The organism is Sphingomonas sp. FW306-05-A (genome assembly GCF_058782275.1).
In genome coordinates, this window is the sequence record NZ_JBYSXN010000003.1 from 100,961 (window position 1) to 118,286 (window position 17,326).

Here is a 17,326-nt window from a genome sequence, read left to right on the forward strand (position 1 = left end):
TGTCGGATCAGAAGTCCATGCCGCCCATGCCGCCCATGCCGCCGCCGCCGCCCATAGGCATGGCGGGCTTGTCTTCCGGCATTTCCGACACGGCCGCTTCGGTCGTGATGAGGAGGCCTGCGACCGATGCTGCGTTCTGCAGCGCGGTGCGGACGACCTTGGTGGGATCGATCACGCCGGCAGCGACGAGGTTCTCGTACGTGTCGGTCGCGGCGTTGAAGCCCATCGTGGTGTCGTTGCCGTCGAGCAGCTTGCCCGAGACGACGGCGCCGTCATGGCCCGCGTTGCTGGCGATCTGGCGAACCAGCGCGGTCAGCGACTTGCGGACGATGTCGATCCCGCGGGTCTGGTCTTCGTTCGCGCCGGTCAGGTTCTCGATCGCCTTGGTTGCGTACAGCAGAGCCGTACCGCCGCCGGGGACGATGCCTTCTTCGACGGCTGCGCGGGTTGCGTGCAGCGCGTCGTCGACGCGGTCCTTGCGCTCCTTGACTTCGACTTCCGAAGACCCGCCGACCTTGATCACGGCAACGCCGCCAGCAAGCTTCGCGAGACGCTCCTGGAGCTTCTCCTTGTCATAGTCCGAGGTCGTGTTCTCGATCTGCTGACGGATCGCATCGGTGCGGCCCTTGATCGACTCATGGTCACCAGCGCCATCGACGATGACGGTGTTGTCCTTGTCGATCGTAACGCGCTTGGCGGTGCCGAGCATGCCGAGCGTGACCGACTCGAGCTTGATGCCGAGGTCTTCCGAGATCATCTCGCCCTTGGTCAGGATCGCGATGTCCTCGAGCATCGCCTTGCGACGATCGCCGAAGCCCGGTGCCTTGACCGCTGCGACCTTGAGGCCGCCGCGCAGCTTGTTGACGACGAGCGTGGCCAGAGCCTCACCCTCGATGTCTTCCGCGATGATCAGCAACGGACGGCCCGACTGAACGACCGCTTCCAGGATCGGGAGCATCGCCTGCAGGTTCGACAGCTTCTTCTCGTGGATCAGGATGTAGGGATCCTGAAGCTCGACCGACATCTTCTCGGGGTTGGTGATGAAGTAGGGCGAGAGGTAGCCACGGTCGAACTGCATGCCTTCGACGACGTCGAGCTCGAACTCGAGACCCTTGGCTTCCTCGACGGTGATCACGCCTTCCTTGCCGACCTTCTCCATCGCTTCCGCGATCTTCTCGCCGACTTCCTTGTCGCCGTTGGCGGAGATGATGCCGACCTGGGCGACTTCATGCGATCCCGAAACCGGCTTCGAACGCGCCTGGAGATCCTTGACGACTTCGACGACCGCGAGGTCGATACCGCGCTTGAGGTCCATCGGGTTCATGCCGGCCGCAACCGACTTCATGCCTTCGCGGACGATCGCCTGAGCGAGAACCGTTGCGGTGGTCGTGCCGTCGCCAGCGATGTCGTTGGTCTTCGACGCGACTTCGCGCAGCATCTGCGCGCCCATGTTCTCGAACTTGTCCTTGAGCTCGATTTCCTTGGCGACGGTAACGCCGTCCTTGGTGATGCGCGGGGCACCGAAGCTCTTGTCGATCACGACGTTGCGGCCCTTTGGCCCCAGCGTGACCTTGACCGCGTCGGCGAGAATATCAACGCCGCGGAGAATGCGCTCGCGGGCGTCACGCCCGAATTTTACGTCCTTGGATGCCATGGTGGGCTACCCTTTCAGAAGTTGAAGATAGTGAAGGTCGTTTACGGAAGAATTCAGGCAACGATGCCGAGAATGTCCGATTCCTTCATGATCAGAAGGTCTTCGCCGTCGATCTTGATTTCGGTGCCGGACCATTTGCCGAACAGCACCTTGTCGCCGGCCTTGACTTCGAGCGGGTGGATTTCACCGGCTTCGTTACGCGCGCCAGTGCCGGCGGCGACGACTTCGCCTTCCTGCGGCTTTTCCTTGGCGGTTTCCGGGATGATGATCCCGCCTGCGGTCTTCTCTTCTGCCTCTACGCGGCGGACGAGGACGCGGTCGTGCAACGGACGAAAGTTCATGCGCGGAGTCCCTTATCTTGTGAACAGCTGTTGGCACTCGCCATCGGTGAGTGCCAGCACACCGCATATGCGTATGCCACCCGGCATCGTCAATACGGGCGATCCGCGATTCTATGGTCAGCCGGTCCTATTCACGGGCAGGCCGAACCGCCCCGCAAAAGCTGTGTTGCGCCGCTAACACGCATTTACTCCGCCCGGGGGCTGCTCTAGCTGTACGCAGGATTTTTCCGCATTTGCAGGGAGCGGCGCAGGTGAAACTCGTTCGAGGCGCTTGGAAGTTACTGGTCGGTATCAAGGACGCGCTGGTGCTGGTCGCCATGCTGTTGTTCTTCGGCCTGTTATTCGGCCTGCTCGCGGCAAAACCCAATACGGGCGCGGTCAAGGACGGCGCGCTGGTGCTCAAGCTCGACGGTCCGATCGTCGAGCAGCCGTCGCCCGGCGATCCGTTCGCGACCCTCGGCGGCGGTGGGTCGACCCCTGAATATCGCCTGCGTGACGTGGTGCGTGCGCTCGACAAGGCGGCCAAGGACGATCGCGTCAAGACGGTTGTGCTCGATCTCGATTCCTTCGCAGGCGGCTATCCCGCCGCGCTGACCGAAGTCGGCGATGCGCTGCGCCGCGTGCGCGACGGTTCCGATGGGAAGGGGGGCAAGCCGGTGCTTGCCTACGCAACCGCTTATACCGATGGCGGATATCGTCTCGCCGCCAATGCGAGCGAGATCTGGATGAGCCCGATGGGGGGCACGCTGTTCATGGGGCCGGGCGGAAGCCAGCTCTATTACAAGGGCCTGATCGACAAGCTCGGCGTCAATGCGCACGTCTACCGCGTCGGCAAGTACAAGTCGTTCGTCGAGCCGTACACGCGCACCGAAGCCTCGCCCGAGGCCAAGGAAGAAGTGGTCAAATTGTACCAGGTTCTGTTCCAGCAATGGCAGGAAGTGGTCGCAAAGGCGCGACCCAAGGCCAAGTTCCAGCCGTTTTTGACCACGCCTGGCGCGGTCATCACCGCGGCGCAGGGGAATATCGCCGAGGCCAACCTCCAGGCGGGGATCGTCGACAAGCTCGGCACCCGGCTCGATTTCGGCAAGCGCGTCGCGCAGCTCGCAGGCGCGCCGGGTGGCAAGGCGCCGGGGACGTTCAACACGATCAAGCTCGCCAATTACATCGCGGCGAACCCGCTGCCGACCGCAGGCGCCAAGATCGGCGTGCTGACGATCGCGGGTGACATCATCGACGGCAAGTCCAAGGCGGGCTCGGTCGGTGGCGATACGGTCGCCAAGCTGGTGCTCGAAGGTCTCGCCAAGAAGGACCTCAAGGCGCTCGTCGTCCGCGTCGATTCGCCCGGCGGCTCGGCGCTCGCGTCCGAGGACATGCGCCGTGCGATCATCGAGGCGAAGGCGCAGAAGCTGCCGATCGTCGTGTCGATGGGCAATATGGCGGCGTCGGGTGGCTATTGGGTCGCAACCGCAGGCGATGTAATCTTCGCCGAGCCGACGACGATCACTGGTTCGATCGGCATCTTCGGGATCATCCCGACCTTCGAGAATACGCTCAAGAAGATCGGCCTGACGTCGGACGGTGTCCGCACCACACCGCTGTCGGGGCAGCCCGACATTTACGGCGGTACGACGCCCGAGACCGACACGATCTTCCAGGCGGGGATCGAGAATGGCTATCGCCAGTTCATCACGCGCGTCGCGAATGCGCGCAAGATGACGCCCGAGCGCGTCAACGAGATCGGGCAGGGGCGCGTCTGGGATGGCGGGACTGCGCGGCAGCTCGGGCTGGTCGATCGCTTCGGCGGGTTGCAGGATGCGATCGACGAAGCCGCCAAGCGCGCCGGGCTGAAGCCGGGTGACGTGCACGCCGAATATCTCGAGAGGAAGCCGGGCGCGTTCGCGATGATGATCCAGCAGGTCCTCTCGTCCGGCCGCGACGATGACGATGCCTCGGCGGGGGATGCGTTCACGCGGATGGCGGCGGATCGCCGCGCGGTGTTCGCACGCGCGCTGGGCGACGTGAAGCGGATCGGGACGGGGGCTGCGATCCAGGCGCGTTGCCTTGAGTGCGACGGGATCGGCGGGACCGCACCGCGGCCAGGCGATGCCAAGCTGCTCGATCTGGTGCTCGCGCGGTTCGCGCTGTGATCGCGCCGCGGGAGGTTCCGTCGGGCGGGCCCACTCCCGTCGCGGTGCGCCCTGCGACGCTCGACGATGCGGCGGCGATCGCGGATATCTACCGGCCGTATGTCGAGCGCGGGACGGTCTCGTTCGAGACCGACGCGCCCGACACCGCTACGATGTGCGCGCGGATGGCGAAGTCGAATGGGCTGTACCCGTGGCTGGTCGTGACCGAGGGCGAGGGCGGGCCGGTGCGGGGGTACGCCTATGCCTCGGCGTTCCGGGATCGGCCGGCGTATCGCTACACGATCGAGACGACGGTCTATCTCGAGATCGGGACGCAGGGGCGCGGCAACGGGCGGCAATTGTACGACGCGCTGATCGACACGGTGCGGGCGCAGGGGTTCACCCATGCGATCGGTGTGATCGCGCTGCCGAACGATCATTCGATCCGGTTGCATGAGTCGGTGGGGTTCCGGCGGGCGGGGTTCTTCCGCGAGGCTGGGTATAAGGACGGGCGCTGGATCGACGTTGGCTATTGGCAGTGCGAGCTTAATCCGGCGACGATCCCGCCGCTGGAGCCTAAGCCGTTCAGCGAGACGGGGATGGTGTGGAGTTGGTGAGGCTTAGGGTGTGAGGGAGTAGGCGAGAAATAGCCCCTCCCCTTCAGGGGAGGCGTTGGGGTGGGGAAGTGATGGCTACGGAAGCGGAGCTGCTGGCTCGCGCGCATGAGATGCGGCGGAATCCTACCGAGCCTGAGGTGAGGCTGTGGCGGGTGCTCTCTAGTTCCCAGCTCAATGGCCTGAAGTTTCGCCGCCAGCATGTCGTGTTTGAGGCTCAGGCAATTCTCGATTTCTTCTGTCCGGGAATCGGGCTGGGGATCGAAGTCGACGGCGACACGCATGATGGGCCTTCCGATACCAAGCGTGACGTTCGGTTGAGGGCGCTCGGCTTCACCATCATCCGCTTTGGCAATCCTGACGTCATGACGAACCTCGCGGGCGTTGCTGAGATGATCGCGGCCACTGCTTCCACGCTTCCCGGCCGGTGGCAGCGCACTGCCCCACCCCAACCCCTCCCCTGAAGGGGAGGGGCTTTTCTGGTGAGGGCTCTTCAAGGGGAGGGGCTTTCTACGGGGCGCGCTTCAGGCTAAGCGCTCAAGCAAATGACTGATACCCCCGCACCCGCGCGCGATTACCGCGATACCGTCTTCCTGCCGAAGACCGACTTCCCGATGAAGGCAGGCCTGCCCGCCAAGGAGCCGGGGATTCTCGCGAAATGGCAGGCGATGGGGCTGTACGAGAAGGTCCGCGCCGCGCGCGCTGGCCGCGAGAAGTTCATCCTCCACGATGGCCCCCCTTATGCGAATGGCGACATGCATATCGGCCATGCGCTCAACCACATCCTCAAGGATACGGTGTGCCGGACGCAGACGCTGCTCGGCAAGGACGCGCCCTATGTGCCCGGCTGGGACTGCCACGGCCTGCCGATCGAATGGAAGGTCGAGGAGCAATATCGCGCCAAGAAGCGCAACAAGGACGAGGTCCCGCCGCGCGAATTCCGCGCCGAGTGCCGGGCGTATGCGCAGCATTGGGTCAACGTCCAGCGCGAGCAATTGAAGCGGCTGGGGATCAACGGGGATTGGGATCACCCCTATCTGACGATGGACTTCGCCGCCGAGGCGACGATCGTCACCGAGCTGATGAAGTTCGCGGAGAGCGGCCAGCTGTATCGCGGGGCCAAGCCGGTGATGTGGTCGCCGGTCGAGAAGACCGCGCTGGCCGAGGCCGAGGTCGAATATGAGGACGTCGTGTCGACGCAGATCGACGTCGCGTTCGAGATCGTCGATGCGCCGAACGCGCCCGAGCTGGTCGGCGCGCATGCGGTGATCTGGACGACGACGCCGTGGACGATCCCGGTCAACCAAGCGCTGAGCTATGGGCCGGAGATCGAATATCTGCTGGTCCGCTTCGACGATATGGTCGAGGGGCCGCGGACGTTGCTGGTCGCGCACGACCTGCTCGAAAGCTTTGGCGCGCGGATCGGGCATCCGGTGATCCTCAAGATCGGCGACAGCGCCGGCACGGTGACCGCGCTTCAGTCGATCAAGGGCTCGCAGCTCGAGGGCGCGACGGCGCGGCATCCGATGCACGAACTGGGCGGGTTCTTCGCCAAGCCGCGGCCGTTCCTGCCGGGCGATTTCGTCACCACCGACGCGGGCACCGGGCTCGTCCACATGTCGCCCGACCACGGCGAGGACGATTTCCTGCTGTGCAAGCAGTACGGGATCGAGCCGGTCTTCGCGGTCGATGGCGCGGGGATGTATCGCGACGATTGGGCGTGGCTCGGCGGGCACGGCTCGGTGATCAACAAGAAGTTCGTCAGCGCGGAAGGGCCGATCTGTTCGGACCTGCGCGCCGTGGGCGCGTTGATCGCGGCGAGCGATGATTTCGCACATAGCTATCCGCATTCGTGGCGGTCGAAGGCGAAGGTGATTTTCCGTGCGACGCCGCAATGGTTTATCCCGATGGATGCACCGCTTGATAGCCCCTCCCCCTCGGGGGAGGGGTTGGGGTGGGGCAGTCCAGCAGAGGGGGGTCTCAGTGAGACACCGGCAGAGCTCGGTCTCGGTGAGACACCCCCCACCCCCAACCCCTCCCCTGAAGGGGAGGGGCGAAACGGGCGAACGTTGCGTCAAACCGCGCTCGCGGCCATCGAAGCCACCACTTGGTATCCCCCCAAGGGCCAGAACCGCATCACCGCGATGGTCGCGGGCCGCCCCGACTGGGTGATCAGCCGCCAGCGCGCGTGGGGCGTGCCGATCACGCTGTTCGTCGATCGCAAGACCGGCCAGTATCTCGTCGACCCCGCGGTCAACGCGCGGATCATCGCGGCGGTGAGCGCCGAGGGCGTCGATGCGTGGAGCGAGGAAGCGGCGCAGGCGCTGCTCGGGCCGGACTACCGGCTCGCGGATTACGAGCGCGTCACCGACATTCTCGACGTGTGGTTCGACAGCGGCTGCACGCATGCGTTCGTGCTCGACAGCGGGCGCTGGCCCGATCTGCAATGGCCTGCCGACCTGTATCTCGAAGGCTCGGACCAGCATCGCGGCTGGTTCCAGTCGTCGCTGATGGAAAGCTGCGGGACGCGCGGGCGCGCGCCGTACAAGGCGGTGCTGACGCACGGGTTCACGATGGATTCCAAGGGCATGAAAATGTCCAAGAGCCTCGGCAACACGATCAACCCGCTCGACCTGATGAAGGAATCGGGCGCGGATATCCTGCGGCTGTGGGCGCTGTCGGTCGATTTCACCGAGGATCACCGGATCGGCAAGGAGATCCTGAACGGCGTCTCCGACCAGTATCGCAAGCTGCGCAACACCTTCCGCTATCTGCTCGGCGCGCTGGAAGGGTTCGACGAGGCCGAGCGGCTCCCAGTCGCAGAGATGCCCGAGCTCGAGCGCTATGTACTCCAGCTGCTCGCCGAGCTTGACGCCAAGCTGCGCGCGGCGGTCGCGGTGTATGACTTCAACAGCTATGTCCGGCTGCTGACCGAGTTCGCGCAGGAGGACCTGTCCGCCTTCTACTTCGATATCCGCAAGGATTCGCTCTATTGCGACGGGGTCGACGATCCCAAGCGGCGCGGGTGCCGCACGGTGTTCGACACGCTGTTCCACGCGCTGGTGCGCTATGCCGCGCCGGTGTTGTGCTTCACCGCCGAGGAGACGTGGCAGGCGCGCTTCCCGAGCGAGGACGAGTCGGTGCATCTGCTGGAGTGGCCCGAGCTGCCCGCGGTCGAGGGCGTCGATGTCGCGCATTGGGCGCAGGTCCGCGCGCTGCGCACGCAAGTGACCGAGGCGATCGAACCGCTGCGGCGCGAGAAGATCGTGCGCTCCAGCCTCGAGGCGGAGGTCGTCGTGCCCGAGGCGCCGATGCCGGTGGAGGCGCTGGCCGAGCTGTTCATCGTCGCCAAAGTGACGACGGGCGAGGGCGTGGCGGTCAGCCGGACCGACTACGACAAATGCGGGCGCTGCTGGCGGCTGCTGCCCGACGTCACCGAGGACAGCGCGCTGTGCGATCGGTGCGCGGAGGTGGTGGCGTGAGGCTCCCGCTTGCCGGGCTGACGACCGCCGTCGTGCTGTTCGTGGTCGACCAGGCCGCGAAGCTCGGCGTGACCGAGGGGCTCAAGCTCAACGCGATGACCGACGCGCATTATGTCACGTCGTTTTTCAACCTGCGCTTCGTCGCCAATCAGGGCGTTTCGCTCGGGTTGCTGCATGCGGACACCGATACGATGCGCTGGCTGCTGGTCGCGATGACCGGGGTGATCGCGCTCGGCGTATTGGTGTGGATGTGGCGCGAGACCAACCGTTCGGAACAGGCGGCGCTCGGGCTCGTGCTCGGCGGGGCGGCGGGGAATATCCTCGATCGCATCCGGCTCGGCTATGTCGTGGATTTCGCGGATCTTCATTTCGGTGGCTGGCAGCCGTTCCTCGTGTTCAACATCGCGGATGCCGCGATCTCGATCGGCGTGGTCATCTTGTTCGCGCGCGCGCTTCTGGTACGAGAGAAGCCGGTGCGGGGGAGTCCGGTAGCGGATGCACCAGCGAAGGGGCCCGGAACGCCACCGGGTGCGACCAATTCAGGGGCAGATCAGGGCCCAACGGAGACGTTTCATGCGTAAGTCGACGATTATTCCCGCCGCGCTGGCGCTGGTGCTGCTCGCCGGGTGCGCGCACAACAAGGTCGGCCGCAGCGGTCCCGACGAATTCACGGTCGCCCGCCAGGCTCCGCTGGTGATTCCGCCTGATTTCTCGCTGACCCCGCCCAAGCCCGGCGCGGCGCGCGCGAACGACGTCAGCGCGAACGCACAGGCGCTCGACGCGCTGTTCGGCGGCGTGGCGCAGCGCAGCGCGGGCGAGGCGGCGACGATCAGCCAGGCGGGGATCGACGATGACGATCCCGGCATCCGCTCGTCGGTCGGCGATCCGGGCACGACCGTGGTCGACAAGGGTACGACGACCCGCGACATCGTCTCGGCCCCCGAAGGCGACGGGCAGGCAGCACGCGCCGCGACGCCGAAGTAAGCCGGGCGTTCCGCCGGACGAATCGAAAAGGGGGCAGCGATGCCCCCTTTTTCACGTCTGCAGGCGGCGCCCCGCAGCGGCAGGATCCCGCCCGGTGGACTCGCCCAAGGTGACCGCAGCTGCGACAAGACCTGGAACCCGGTCCCGTCGCGGCTGCCCCCCGGTCAGAACGCTACGCCGAGCGACGCGACCACGCCTCCCTTGCTGACGTTGCGCCCGCCGCCGGTCACGAACCGGGCATCGGTATCGACATAGGATACGCCCAGCGTCAGGACCTTGTACGTCGCCGTCGCCCCGAGCGCCCAGTCGGTATAGCCCTTCTTACCGGTCGAATCGGTCGCAAGCCAGCTCGGACCGAAACTGTGCCCGACGTGCGCGATCAGGCCGATCGGAGTCTTGGGAATGCCCGCCGAGAAGTCCCCCGCGAGATACACGTTGTCGCGTTTGCGCAGCACGCCCGAAGCGCCCTGGTCGAGGGTCAACGCCTTCTGCTTGAACGCGTAATTGACCGTCACCTTCGATGTCAGCGGACCAAAGGTGTGCGAGATGTCGGCATAGGGCTCGAGGAAGTCCGAGCTGCTCATGTCGCCCGTCGGATGCGTCTTGGGATAGACGTAATAGAGCGCACCGATATCGAAGGTCGTGCCGCCGACGACTTTCTTGTAGCCGCCGATCAGATCGATTTCCTGATGCCCGGTCCCGGCGACGGTGACGTAATCGTCGACCGAAGACCCCCATACCGAGACATAGACCCCCGATTGATGCGTGACCGTGATCGACCCCTGGATCGCGGCGTTGCGGTCGGTCTGGGAAACACCGCGGAAGCGGTAGTCGCTGACGAGTGCAGCCGTCCCATTGACCGTGATCGCGGGTGGCGGGGCGGTTTCCTGCGCGAACGCAGGTGTAGCGGAAACGACGAGCACCAGCCCGCCGAGCGTCGTTGTGGAGAAGCGCATCATTTCCCTTTCGAAAATGCGACTGTCCCCGCCTGCTCCCCCCCGATCCGGCATCTGTCGGCGACCGCAAAGCCGCCCCGCACCGATGATCGACGAGGCCGTAACAATGCCGTGATCCGCTGCGGCGCACAAGCAGGATTGCCGGATGGTTGCGCATTCGTAAGGAAATGTTGCTGTACCGCCACAGCCGCCGGTGTTCAGCGCGTGGCGGCGAACCGTTCCAGTCCCGCCGCGAGATCCGCGATGAGATCCGCGGGGTCTTCCAGCCCGATCTGCAACCGGACCATCGGCCCGGCATCGGTGCGCCGCGTAACCGAGCGATGGCGGTGCGGATCGACCGGGATCGCGAGGCTTTCGTATCCGCCCCAGCTGTAGCCGATCCCGAAATGCGCAAGCCCGTCGATCAGCGCGGCGCGCGAGGCTTCGGTGCCGCCGTCGAGGACGAACGAGAACAGGCCGGATGAGCCGCTGAAGTCGCGCTGGAAAATGGCGTGACCCGGGCAACTCGGGAGCGCCGGATGGAGCACGGTCGCGACTTCGGGCTGGTCCTGCAGCCAGCGCGCGATCTGGAGCGCGCTCTGTTCGTGCTGGCGCAGGCGGATCGCCATCGTGCGAAGCCCGCGCGAGCCGAGCCAGCAGTCATCCGGGCTGGCGACCTGGCCGAGCTGGAAGCTGGTGTCGCGCAGCCGCGCGAAATGGCCGGGCGCGGCGGTGACCGAGCCGAGCATCACGTCGCTGTGACCGACGACATATTTGGTGCAGGCGAGGATCGTCAGGTCGATCCCGTGCGCGATCGCGGGGAAGAACAGCGGGGTCGCCCACGTGTTGTCGAGCAGCGTGGTGACGCCGCGGGCCTTGGCCGCCGCGACGATCGCGGGGACGTCCTGGACCTCGAAGGTCAGGCTGCCGGGGCTTTCGAGCAAGATGGCGCGCGTCGTGTCGCCGATGAAGTCCGCCATGCCCGCACCGATCAACGGATCGTAGAAGCGCGTCGTGATCCCCATCCGCGCGAGCAGCCCGGTCGCGAGCGAGCGGGTCGGGTCATAAGCGGTGTCGGGGATCAGCACTTCGTCGCCGGGGGAGAGGACCGACAGCAACGCGGCGGCAATCGCGGCGACGCCGGACGGGTAGAGGAACGTGCCTTCGGCGCCGGGTTCGAGTTCGGTCAGCGCGTCGGCGAGGCTCCACTGGGTGGGCGTGCCGCGGCGACCGTAGAACAGGCGGTGGTGGGTGTCGCGGGCGCCTGCTGCGCGGAGGTCGGCGACCGAGTCGTAGAGGATCGTCGAGGCGCGCCATACGGGGGTGTTGACGATGCCTTGGGTCCATTCCTTGCGGCGGCCTGCGCCGACGACGCGGGTGGAATCGCCTTTGGGGGTGTCGGTTTTCTTCATGGCGGTGCTCCGGCAGTGCTGATTGTGCAAAGCGGGAGGAAGTTCAAAAGGCAAGTGGCGACCTTGAAGCCCCTCCCCTTCAGGGGAGGGGTAGGGGGTGGGGCTGTGCCTCGCAGAGAGGTGCGTTCTGCTGGACTTCCCCACCCCAACCCCTCCCCTGAAGGGGAGGGGCTTGAGAAAGAGAACGGGCTATATTGCGGCTTTGGCGTCGATTGCTCGGCGTGCATTCGGACAAACTGTCGTCGTACGCGTTATCTTAGCCCCTCCCCCTCGGGGGAGGGGTTGGGGTGGGGCAGTTCAGCAGAACTTACTTCTCTGCGAGGCACAGCCCCACCCCAACCCAGCGCCGGGTCGGTCATGCCCCCGGCATGACCTGAACAGCGCGGGGCGCTGTTCACCCGGCACTCCTAAAGGGGAGGGGCTTAAAGATAGAAGGCGTTACGCTTCCCCCGTCGCCTTCGGCGTCGTGCGATCGGCACCCCATTCGGACCAGCTGCCGTCGTAGACCGCCGCTTCCACCCCAAGAAGATGCGCGCCGAACGCCAGCGCCGAAGCGGTAATCCCCGAACCGCACGTCGTCACCAACGGCTTGGCCAGATCAATCCCTGCCCCCTCGAACGCGCTGCGCAAGGCGTCGCCGGTCTTCCACGTGCCGTCTTCGTTGAAAATTTGCCCGACCGGCAGGTTCCGCGACCCCGGGATATGCCCCGGATGCGTCGCCGGGCGCGGATCGGCTTCCTCGCCGGTGAAGCGCGCGGCGGAGCGTGCGTCGAGCACCTGTTCCGCACCGCTATCGACGTTGGCCTTCATCTGGTCGAGCGTGCGGACGCCCTTGTCGTCGGCCCAGACGGTGAAGTGGCGATGGCGCAGCTGTTCCTTGCCGCTGGCGGTCTCGCGTCCCTCGGCCTGCCATTTGGCGAGGCCGCCATCGAGGATCGCGACGTCATGCGCGCCGAAGGTGCGGAGCATGAACCACGCGCGCGCCGCGGTGTGGTAGGGCGAATTATCGTAGAGCACGATCCGGCTGCCGTCACCGAGCCCGAGCGACTGCATCCGGCTCGCGAATTTCTCAGGGGTAGGGAGCATCGAGGGCAAGTCGCTCGACGTGTCGGCGATCTCGCCCAGGTCCATGAACACCGCGCCGGGGATATGCGCCGCATCATATTCGGCGGCGGCGTTGCGGTCGCCGAAGCCTGCGAAATAGGTCGCGTCGACGATCCTGAGGTCGTTCGCGCCGAGTTCGTTCGCGAGCCAATCGGTGGTCACCAGCGAGTCCATGTCCCGTCTCCTTTTACGCGTTTTGGCGAGCCTAATACGCCGTCGGGGCGGCGTCGAGACGGTCGAGAAAGGCTTTCGCAGAGTCGCGGATCTCGCTTTGGGTCGCTTCGTCCATCTTGGCCCAGGTGCGATAGGGCATCGCCATGCGCGGATTGCGCGCGAGCTTGTCCTCGTGGCGGACGACGAAATCCCAGTAGAGCGCGTTGAACGGGCAGGCGTCGGGCCCGGTCCGCTGGCGGACGTCGTAGCGGCAATGCCCGCAATAATCGGACATCTTGTTGATGTACGCGCCGCTCGCCGCATAGGGTTTGGACCCGAGCAGACCGCCGTCGGCGAACTGGCTCATACCGAGCGTGTTGGGCAATTCGACCCATTCGTAGGCATCGATATAGATTTCGAGATACCACAAATGGACGAGGTGCGGATCCGCGCCGATCAGCAGCGCGAAGGTGCCCGTGACCATCAGCCGCTGGATGTGATGCGCGTGCGCGTTCTCGAGCGTCTGGCCGATCGATTCGGCGAGGCAGTGCATGTCGGTCTCGGCGGTCCAGTAGAAGGCGGGGAGCGCACGCGTCGCTTCGAGCGCGTTGCGGTGCGCGTAGTCGGGGCCTTCGCGCCAATAGATCCCGCGGACATATTCGCGCCAGCCGATGATCTGGCGGATGAAGCCTTCCGCCGCGTTGATCGGCACCTTGCCCGCGCGAAAGCGTTTCTCGACCGTGCGGCACAGCGCCAGCGGATCGAGCAGGCCCGCGTTGAGATAGGGCGAGAGCAGCGAGTGCCACAGGCTGGGCTCGCCGGTCAGCATCGCATCCTGATAATCGCCGAACCCGGCGAGCGCGTGATCGAGGAACTGCTTTTGCTGGCGTTCCGCATCGTGCGCGGTCACCGCCCAGGCGAAGCTGTCGAGGCTGCCGGGATGATCCGCGAACCGCTCCGCGACGAGCGCCATCACCGCCTGCGTGATCGCATCGGGCGCGAAGCGTAACGGACGCGGCATCAGCAGGTCGGCTTTTGCCGGCTTGCGATTGTCGTGGTCGAAATTCCACTGGCCGCCGACGGGGTCCTTGCCGTCCATCAGCAAACCGGTCTTGCGACGCATGTCGCGGTAGAAATACTCCATGCGCAACTGCTTGCGCTCCTCCGCCCAGGTGCCGAACTCGGCGTGGGTGGCGAGGAAGCGGTCATCGTCGCGGATCTCGACGGGAATGCCGAACAGCGTTTCCCATGCGTCGAGCATCGCGCGGACGCGCCATTCGCCCGCCTCGGTGACGACGATCCGCACAGGGTCATGCCGCCCGACCGCGCGCGCGACCTCGCCGGTGAAGCTGCCGGTCGAATCGGGATCGTCGAGCGTAATATAGTCCACGGTCCAGCCCTCTTCGCGGAGCAGAGCGGCATGGTGGCGCATTGCGGACAGGATGAAGGCGATCTTCTGCTTGTGGTGCCGGACGTAAGTGGTCTCGTCGGCTACCTCCATCAGCAACAGGCGTGACGTGGCGGGATCGGCACCCTGGAGTGACGACAGGCCGAGCGACAGTTGGTCGCCCAGGATCGGGATCAGCGTCAGGTGCGGCGGTTCCATTTCGGCGTGTGCTCCCCTATCTCTGGCGCATGACCCCATTACATCTTGGCCAGACGAGTGCGCTCCCCGCATCCCCAGAAGCGGCGGTGCTCGATTACGTTCCCAACCCGCGCGCAGGATCGCTGTATCTGGTGCGGTTTGCGGTTCCCGAGTTCACCTCGCTGTGCCCGGTGACCGGCCAGCCCGATTTCGCGCATCTGGTGATCGACTATGCGCCGGGCGACACGATCGTTGAATCAAAATCGCTCAAATTGTTCCTAGGGGCTTTCCGCAATCATCAGGGATTTCACGAGGATTGCACGGTCGGCATCGGCCAGCGATTGTTCGACGAGATGCAGCCGCGCTGGCTGCGAATCGGAGGCTATTGGTACCCGCGTGGTGGAATCCCGATCGACGTGTTCTGGCAGTCGGGACCGCCGCCCGAACACCTCTGGCTTCCGGCGCAGGACGTTCCGGGATATCGCGGGCGCGGCTGACATGCATCATCGCGTTCAGCTCACCGCAAGATTCCACAGGGCGGGCGCGAATCTTTTGTTGCGACGCAACATTTCTGCAACCATTTATTAACTTGGCCGTTCGTTTCGTGACAGCTGAGGGAAATTCCCTCTTTCACTCTTAGGATTACGAACATGGTGCACTTGGCAGATGTCGTGACCCCGATCGATCACCTTGCACTGATCGGCAATTTCCTGCCTCGGAAATGCGGCCTTGCAACATATACGACGGACACGTTCACCGCATTGAAGGGTCGGTTTCCCGACCTCGACATCGATATCTACGCGATGGACGATCATCCCGGTCGGTACGAATATCCGCCCGAAGTGACGCGCAGCATTCCCGACCAGGACCGTGGCGCGTATCTCGATGCGGCGCGTGCGATCGAGGCGAGCGGGGCGCAGGCGATCTGGCTGCAGCATGAATATGGCATCTTCGGCGGCGTCGCCGGCGAGCATATCCTCGCGCTGCTCGACCGCGTTTCGCTGCCGGTCATCGTCACCTTGCATACGATTCTCGAGAAGCCCGACGCGGATCAGCGCCGGGTCATGGAAGGGTTGCTGCAGCGTTGCTCGCGCGTCGTCGTGATGGCGGAACGTGGCCGCGAGATCCTCGAGCGCGTTTATGGTGCCAGTGGCCGGTCGATCGTGATGATCCCGCACGGCGTGCCGGATCGCGATTTCGTCCAGCCCGATTCGCTCAAGCCGCGCTTTGGCTGGGAAGGCCGCAAGGTCGTGCTGACCTTCGGGCTGCTCGCGCCGGGCAAGGGCATCGAAGTGATGATCGAGGCACTGCCTAAGATCGTCGCGGCGCATCCCGAGACGCTGTACACGGTGCTGGGCGCGACCCATCCGAACCTCGTCGCCTATGAGGGCGAGAAGTACCGCGACGGCCTGAAGGCGCTCGCCGAGAAGCTTGGCGTGTCGGACAACATCCAGTTCATCGACGCCTTCCTCGAGCATGACGAACTGATCGATTATCTGCAGGCGGCCGACATCTACGCGACGCCGTATCTGAATCCGGCGCAGATCACGTCGGGTACGCTCAGCTACGCGGTCGGGGTCGGCAAGGCGGTCGTCTCGACGCCTTATGTCCATGCGACCGAAATCCTCGCCGACGGGCATGGTGTTATTGTCGACTTCAGTGATTCCGATGCGTTTGCGCGCGAGATCATTGCGCTGCTCGGCAACGATCGGGCCCGCACCGAATTGCAGGAGCGCGCTTATGCGCGCGGTCGCACGATGATCTGGCCGCGTCTCGCCGAAGTCGCGATGCGCGAGATCTCGGCGATGGTTGCCGCGAAGCCACGTCGGTTACATGGGTCCAGCATGTCCTACACGCCGTTGACCCCGGATTTCGCGGCGGTCGAGAGGATGAGCGATTCGACCGGCATGCTCCAGCATTCGATCTATTCGGTGCCCGATCGTCGCCATGGCTATTGCATCGATGACAATGCGCGCGCGCTGATGCTCGTCAGCCACATGCCCGAGATGGACGAAGTCCAGCGCGACAAGTGGATGACGATCTACGCATCGTTCGTCCAATATGCCTGGAACCCCGACCTTCGGCGCTTCCGCAATTTCATGAACTTCGACCGGACGTGGTGCGAGGACACGGGGTCGGAGGATTCGAACGGTCGCGCCTTGTGGTCGCTTGGTGTCACTGCACGCGATGCGCAGTCGTCCAAGCATCGCGACTGGGCAGTCCGCATGTTCGACATGACCGCGTCGATCACGATGGAGCTTGGCTCCCCGCGCGCTCATGGCTTTGCGATGCTCGGGGCGGCGGCGATGCTCGACGCGCATCCGGGCCATGCTTTGTCCAGGCAGATCCTTGCGCGTTATGGCGACGAGCTTTGCGCGCTGCTCGAAGTCGCGCGGCGGCCCGAGTGGGAATGGTTCGAGATCGTCCTCGCTTATGACAATGCGCGTTTGCCGGAGGCGTTGATCCGCGCCGGGATCGCGCTCGGTCGGCCCGAGTTCGTCAAGTGTGGCCTGACCACGCTCGACTGGATCGTCGGCAAGCAGACCTCGCCCGAGGGCCGCTTCCGTGCGGTCGGCAGCGAGAGCTTCGGTCGCGTCTATGCCGAACCGCTCCAGTTCGACCAGCAGCCGCTCGAAGCACAGGCGACGATCGACGCCTGTCACGCAGCGTATCTCGCATCGGACGATCTGCGCTGGGTAGAAGAAGCCGGGAAGGCGTATCGCTGGTATCTTGGTGGCAACGATCTCGACTTGCCGCTGGCGACGTCACAGGATGGCGGATGTTTCGACGGATTGATGCCGACCGGATTGAACCGAAATCAGGGGGCAGAGTCGATCTTGGCGCTACAAATGGCGAATTGCACGATTTCGGGGCTGGCAAAGCGTACGGAAAGCGTGGCAGGACCCCATAGCGCCGTCGCGTAGCCTCGCTCGCGA

General features: G+C 65.0%; 14 protein-coding genes. 8 read left to right on the forward strand and 6 right to left on the reverse strand.

Going from position 1 to position 17,326, the window contains the following annotated elements:
- Positions 1–7 precede the first annotated feature (7 nt).
- A complete protein-coding gene (groL, locus tag AC3WJR_RS16775; protein WP_354283203.1) occupies positions 8–1,654 on the reverse strand; it encodes a chaperonin GroEL in 1,647 nt (548 codons plus the stop codon).
- Between the two features lie 53 nt (positions 1,655–1,707).
- A complete protein-coding gene (gene groES, locus AC3WJR_RS16780; protein ID WP_010162031.1) occupies positions 1,708–1,995 on the reverse strand; it encodes a co-chaperone GroES in 288 nt (95 codons plus the stop codon).
- 251 nt (positions 1,996–2,246) lie between these two features.
- Here groES and sppA point away from each other — a divergent pair, with 251 nt between their 5' ends.
- The 6 genes from sppA (at position 2,247) to AC3WJR_RS16810 (ending at position 9,201) form a co-directional block, all read left to right on the forward strand.
- Positions 2,247–4,142, forward strand: a complete 1,896-nt coding sequence (sppA, locus tag AC3WJR_RS16785) for a signal peptide peptidase SppA (protein WP_492726369.1) — start codon at positions 2,247–2,249, stop codon at positions 4,140–4,142.
- Positions 4,139–4,738: a GNAT family N-acetyltransferase gene (locus tag AC3WJR_RS16790; RefSeq protein ID WP_354283198.1), complete on the forward strand. Its 600-nt coding sequence runs from the start codon at positions 4,139–4,141 to the stop codon at positions 4,736–4,738. Before sppA ends, AC3WJR_RS16790 begins: the two co-directional genes overlap by 4 nt.
- A gap of 71 nt (positions 4,739–4,809) precedes the next feature.
- Positions 4,810–5,199, forward strand: a complete 390-nt coding sequence (locus tag AC3WJR_RS16795) for an endonuclease domain-containing protein (protein ID WP_492726372.1) — start codon at positions 4,810–4,812, stop codon at positions 5,197–5,199.
- A gap of 81 nt (positions 5,200–5,280) precedes the next feature.
- A complete protein-coding gene (gene ileS, locus AC3WJR_RS16800; protein WP_492726374.1) occupies positions 5,281–8,217 on the forward strand; it encodes an isoleucine--tRNA ligase in 2,937 nt (978 codons plus the stop codon).
- Positions 8,214–8,798, forward strand: coding sequence for a signal peptidase II (gene lspA, locus AC3WJR_RS16805; protein WP_492726376.1), 585 nt, complete (start codon positions 8,214–8,216; stop codon positions 8,796–8,798). Before ileS ends, lspA begins: the two co-directional genes overlap by 4 nt.
- Positions 8,791–9,201: a DUF3035 domain-containing protein gene (locus tag AC3WJR_RS16810; RefSeq protein ID WP_354283191.1), complete on the forward strand. Its 411-nt coding sequence runs from the start codon at positions 8,791–8,793 to the stop codon at positions 9,199–9,201. Before lspA ends, AC3WJR_RS16810 begins: the two co-directional genes overlap by 8 nt.
- A gap of 164 nt (positions 9,202–9,365) precedes the next feature.
- Here AC3WJR_RS16810 and AC3WJR_RS16815 read toward each other — a convergent pair whose 3' ends face one another.
- From AC3WJR_RS16815 to AC3WJR_RS16830, 4 genes are all read right to left on the reverse strand, one after another.
- Positions 9,366–10,157, reverse strand: coding sequence for a TorF family putative porin (locus AC3WJR_RS16815; RefSeq protein ID WP_492726378.1), 792 nt, complete (start codon positions 10,155–10,157; stop codon positions 9,366–9,368).
- A 197-nt stretch (positions 10,158–10,354) separates the two neighbouring features.
- The gene (metC, locus tag AC3WJR_RS16820) at positions 10,355–11,548 is read right to left on the reverse strand and encodes a cystathionine beta-lyase (protein WP_492726380.1); all 1,194 of its coding nucleotides are present in this window, start codon (positions 11,546–11,548) and stop codon (positions 10,355–10,357) included.
- 438 nt (positions 11,549–11,986) lie between these two features.
- A complete protein-coding gene (gene sseA, locus AC3WJR_RS16825; protein ID WP_492726381.1) occupies positions 11,987–12,826 on the reverse strand; it encodes a 3-mercaptopyruvate sulfurtransferase in 840 nt (279 codons plus the stop codon).
- A gap of 31 nt (positions 12,827–12,857) precedes the next feature.
- Positions 12,858–14,411: a cryptochrome/photolyase family protein gene (locus AC3WJR_RS16830; RefSeq protein ID WP_492726383.1), complete on the reverse strand. Its 1,554-nt coding sequence runs from the start codon at positions 14,409–14,411 to the stop codon at positions 12,858–12,860.
- 29 nt (positions 14,412–14,440) lie between these two features.
- On the opposite strand from AC3WJR_RS16830, the gene queF reads away from it, so the two are divergent.
- Both queF and AC3WJR_RS16840 read left to right on the forward strand, forming a co-directional pair.
- Complete coding sequence (gene queF / locus AC3WJR_RS16835) at positions 14,441–14,887, forward strand: preQ(1) synthase (protein WP_354283181.1); 447 nt, start codon at positions 14,441–14,443, stop codon at positions 14,885–14,887.
- A 153-nt stretch (positions 14,888–15,040) separates the two neighbouring features.
- Positions 15,041–17,314 carry a glycosyltransferase family 4 protein gene (locus AC3WJR_RS16840; RefSeq protein ID WP_354283179.1) on the forward strand — a complete coding sequence of 758 codons (2,274 nt, stop codon included), beginning with the start codon at positions 15,041–15,043 and terminating at the stop codon, positions 17,312–17,314.
- Positions 17,315–17,326 lie beyond the last annotated feature (12 nt).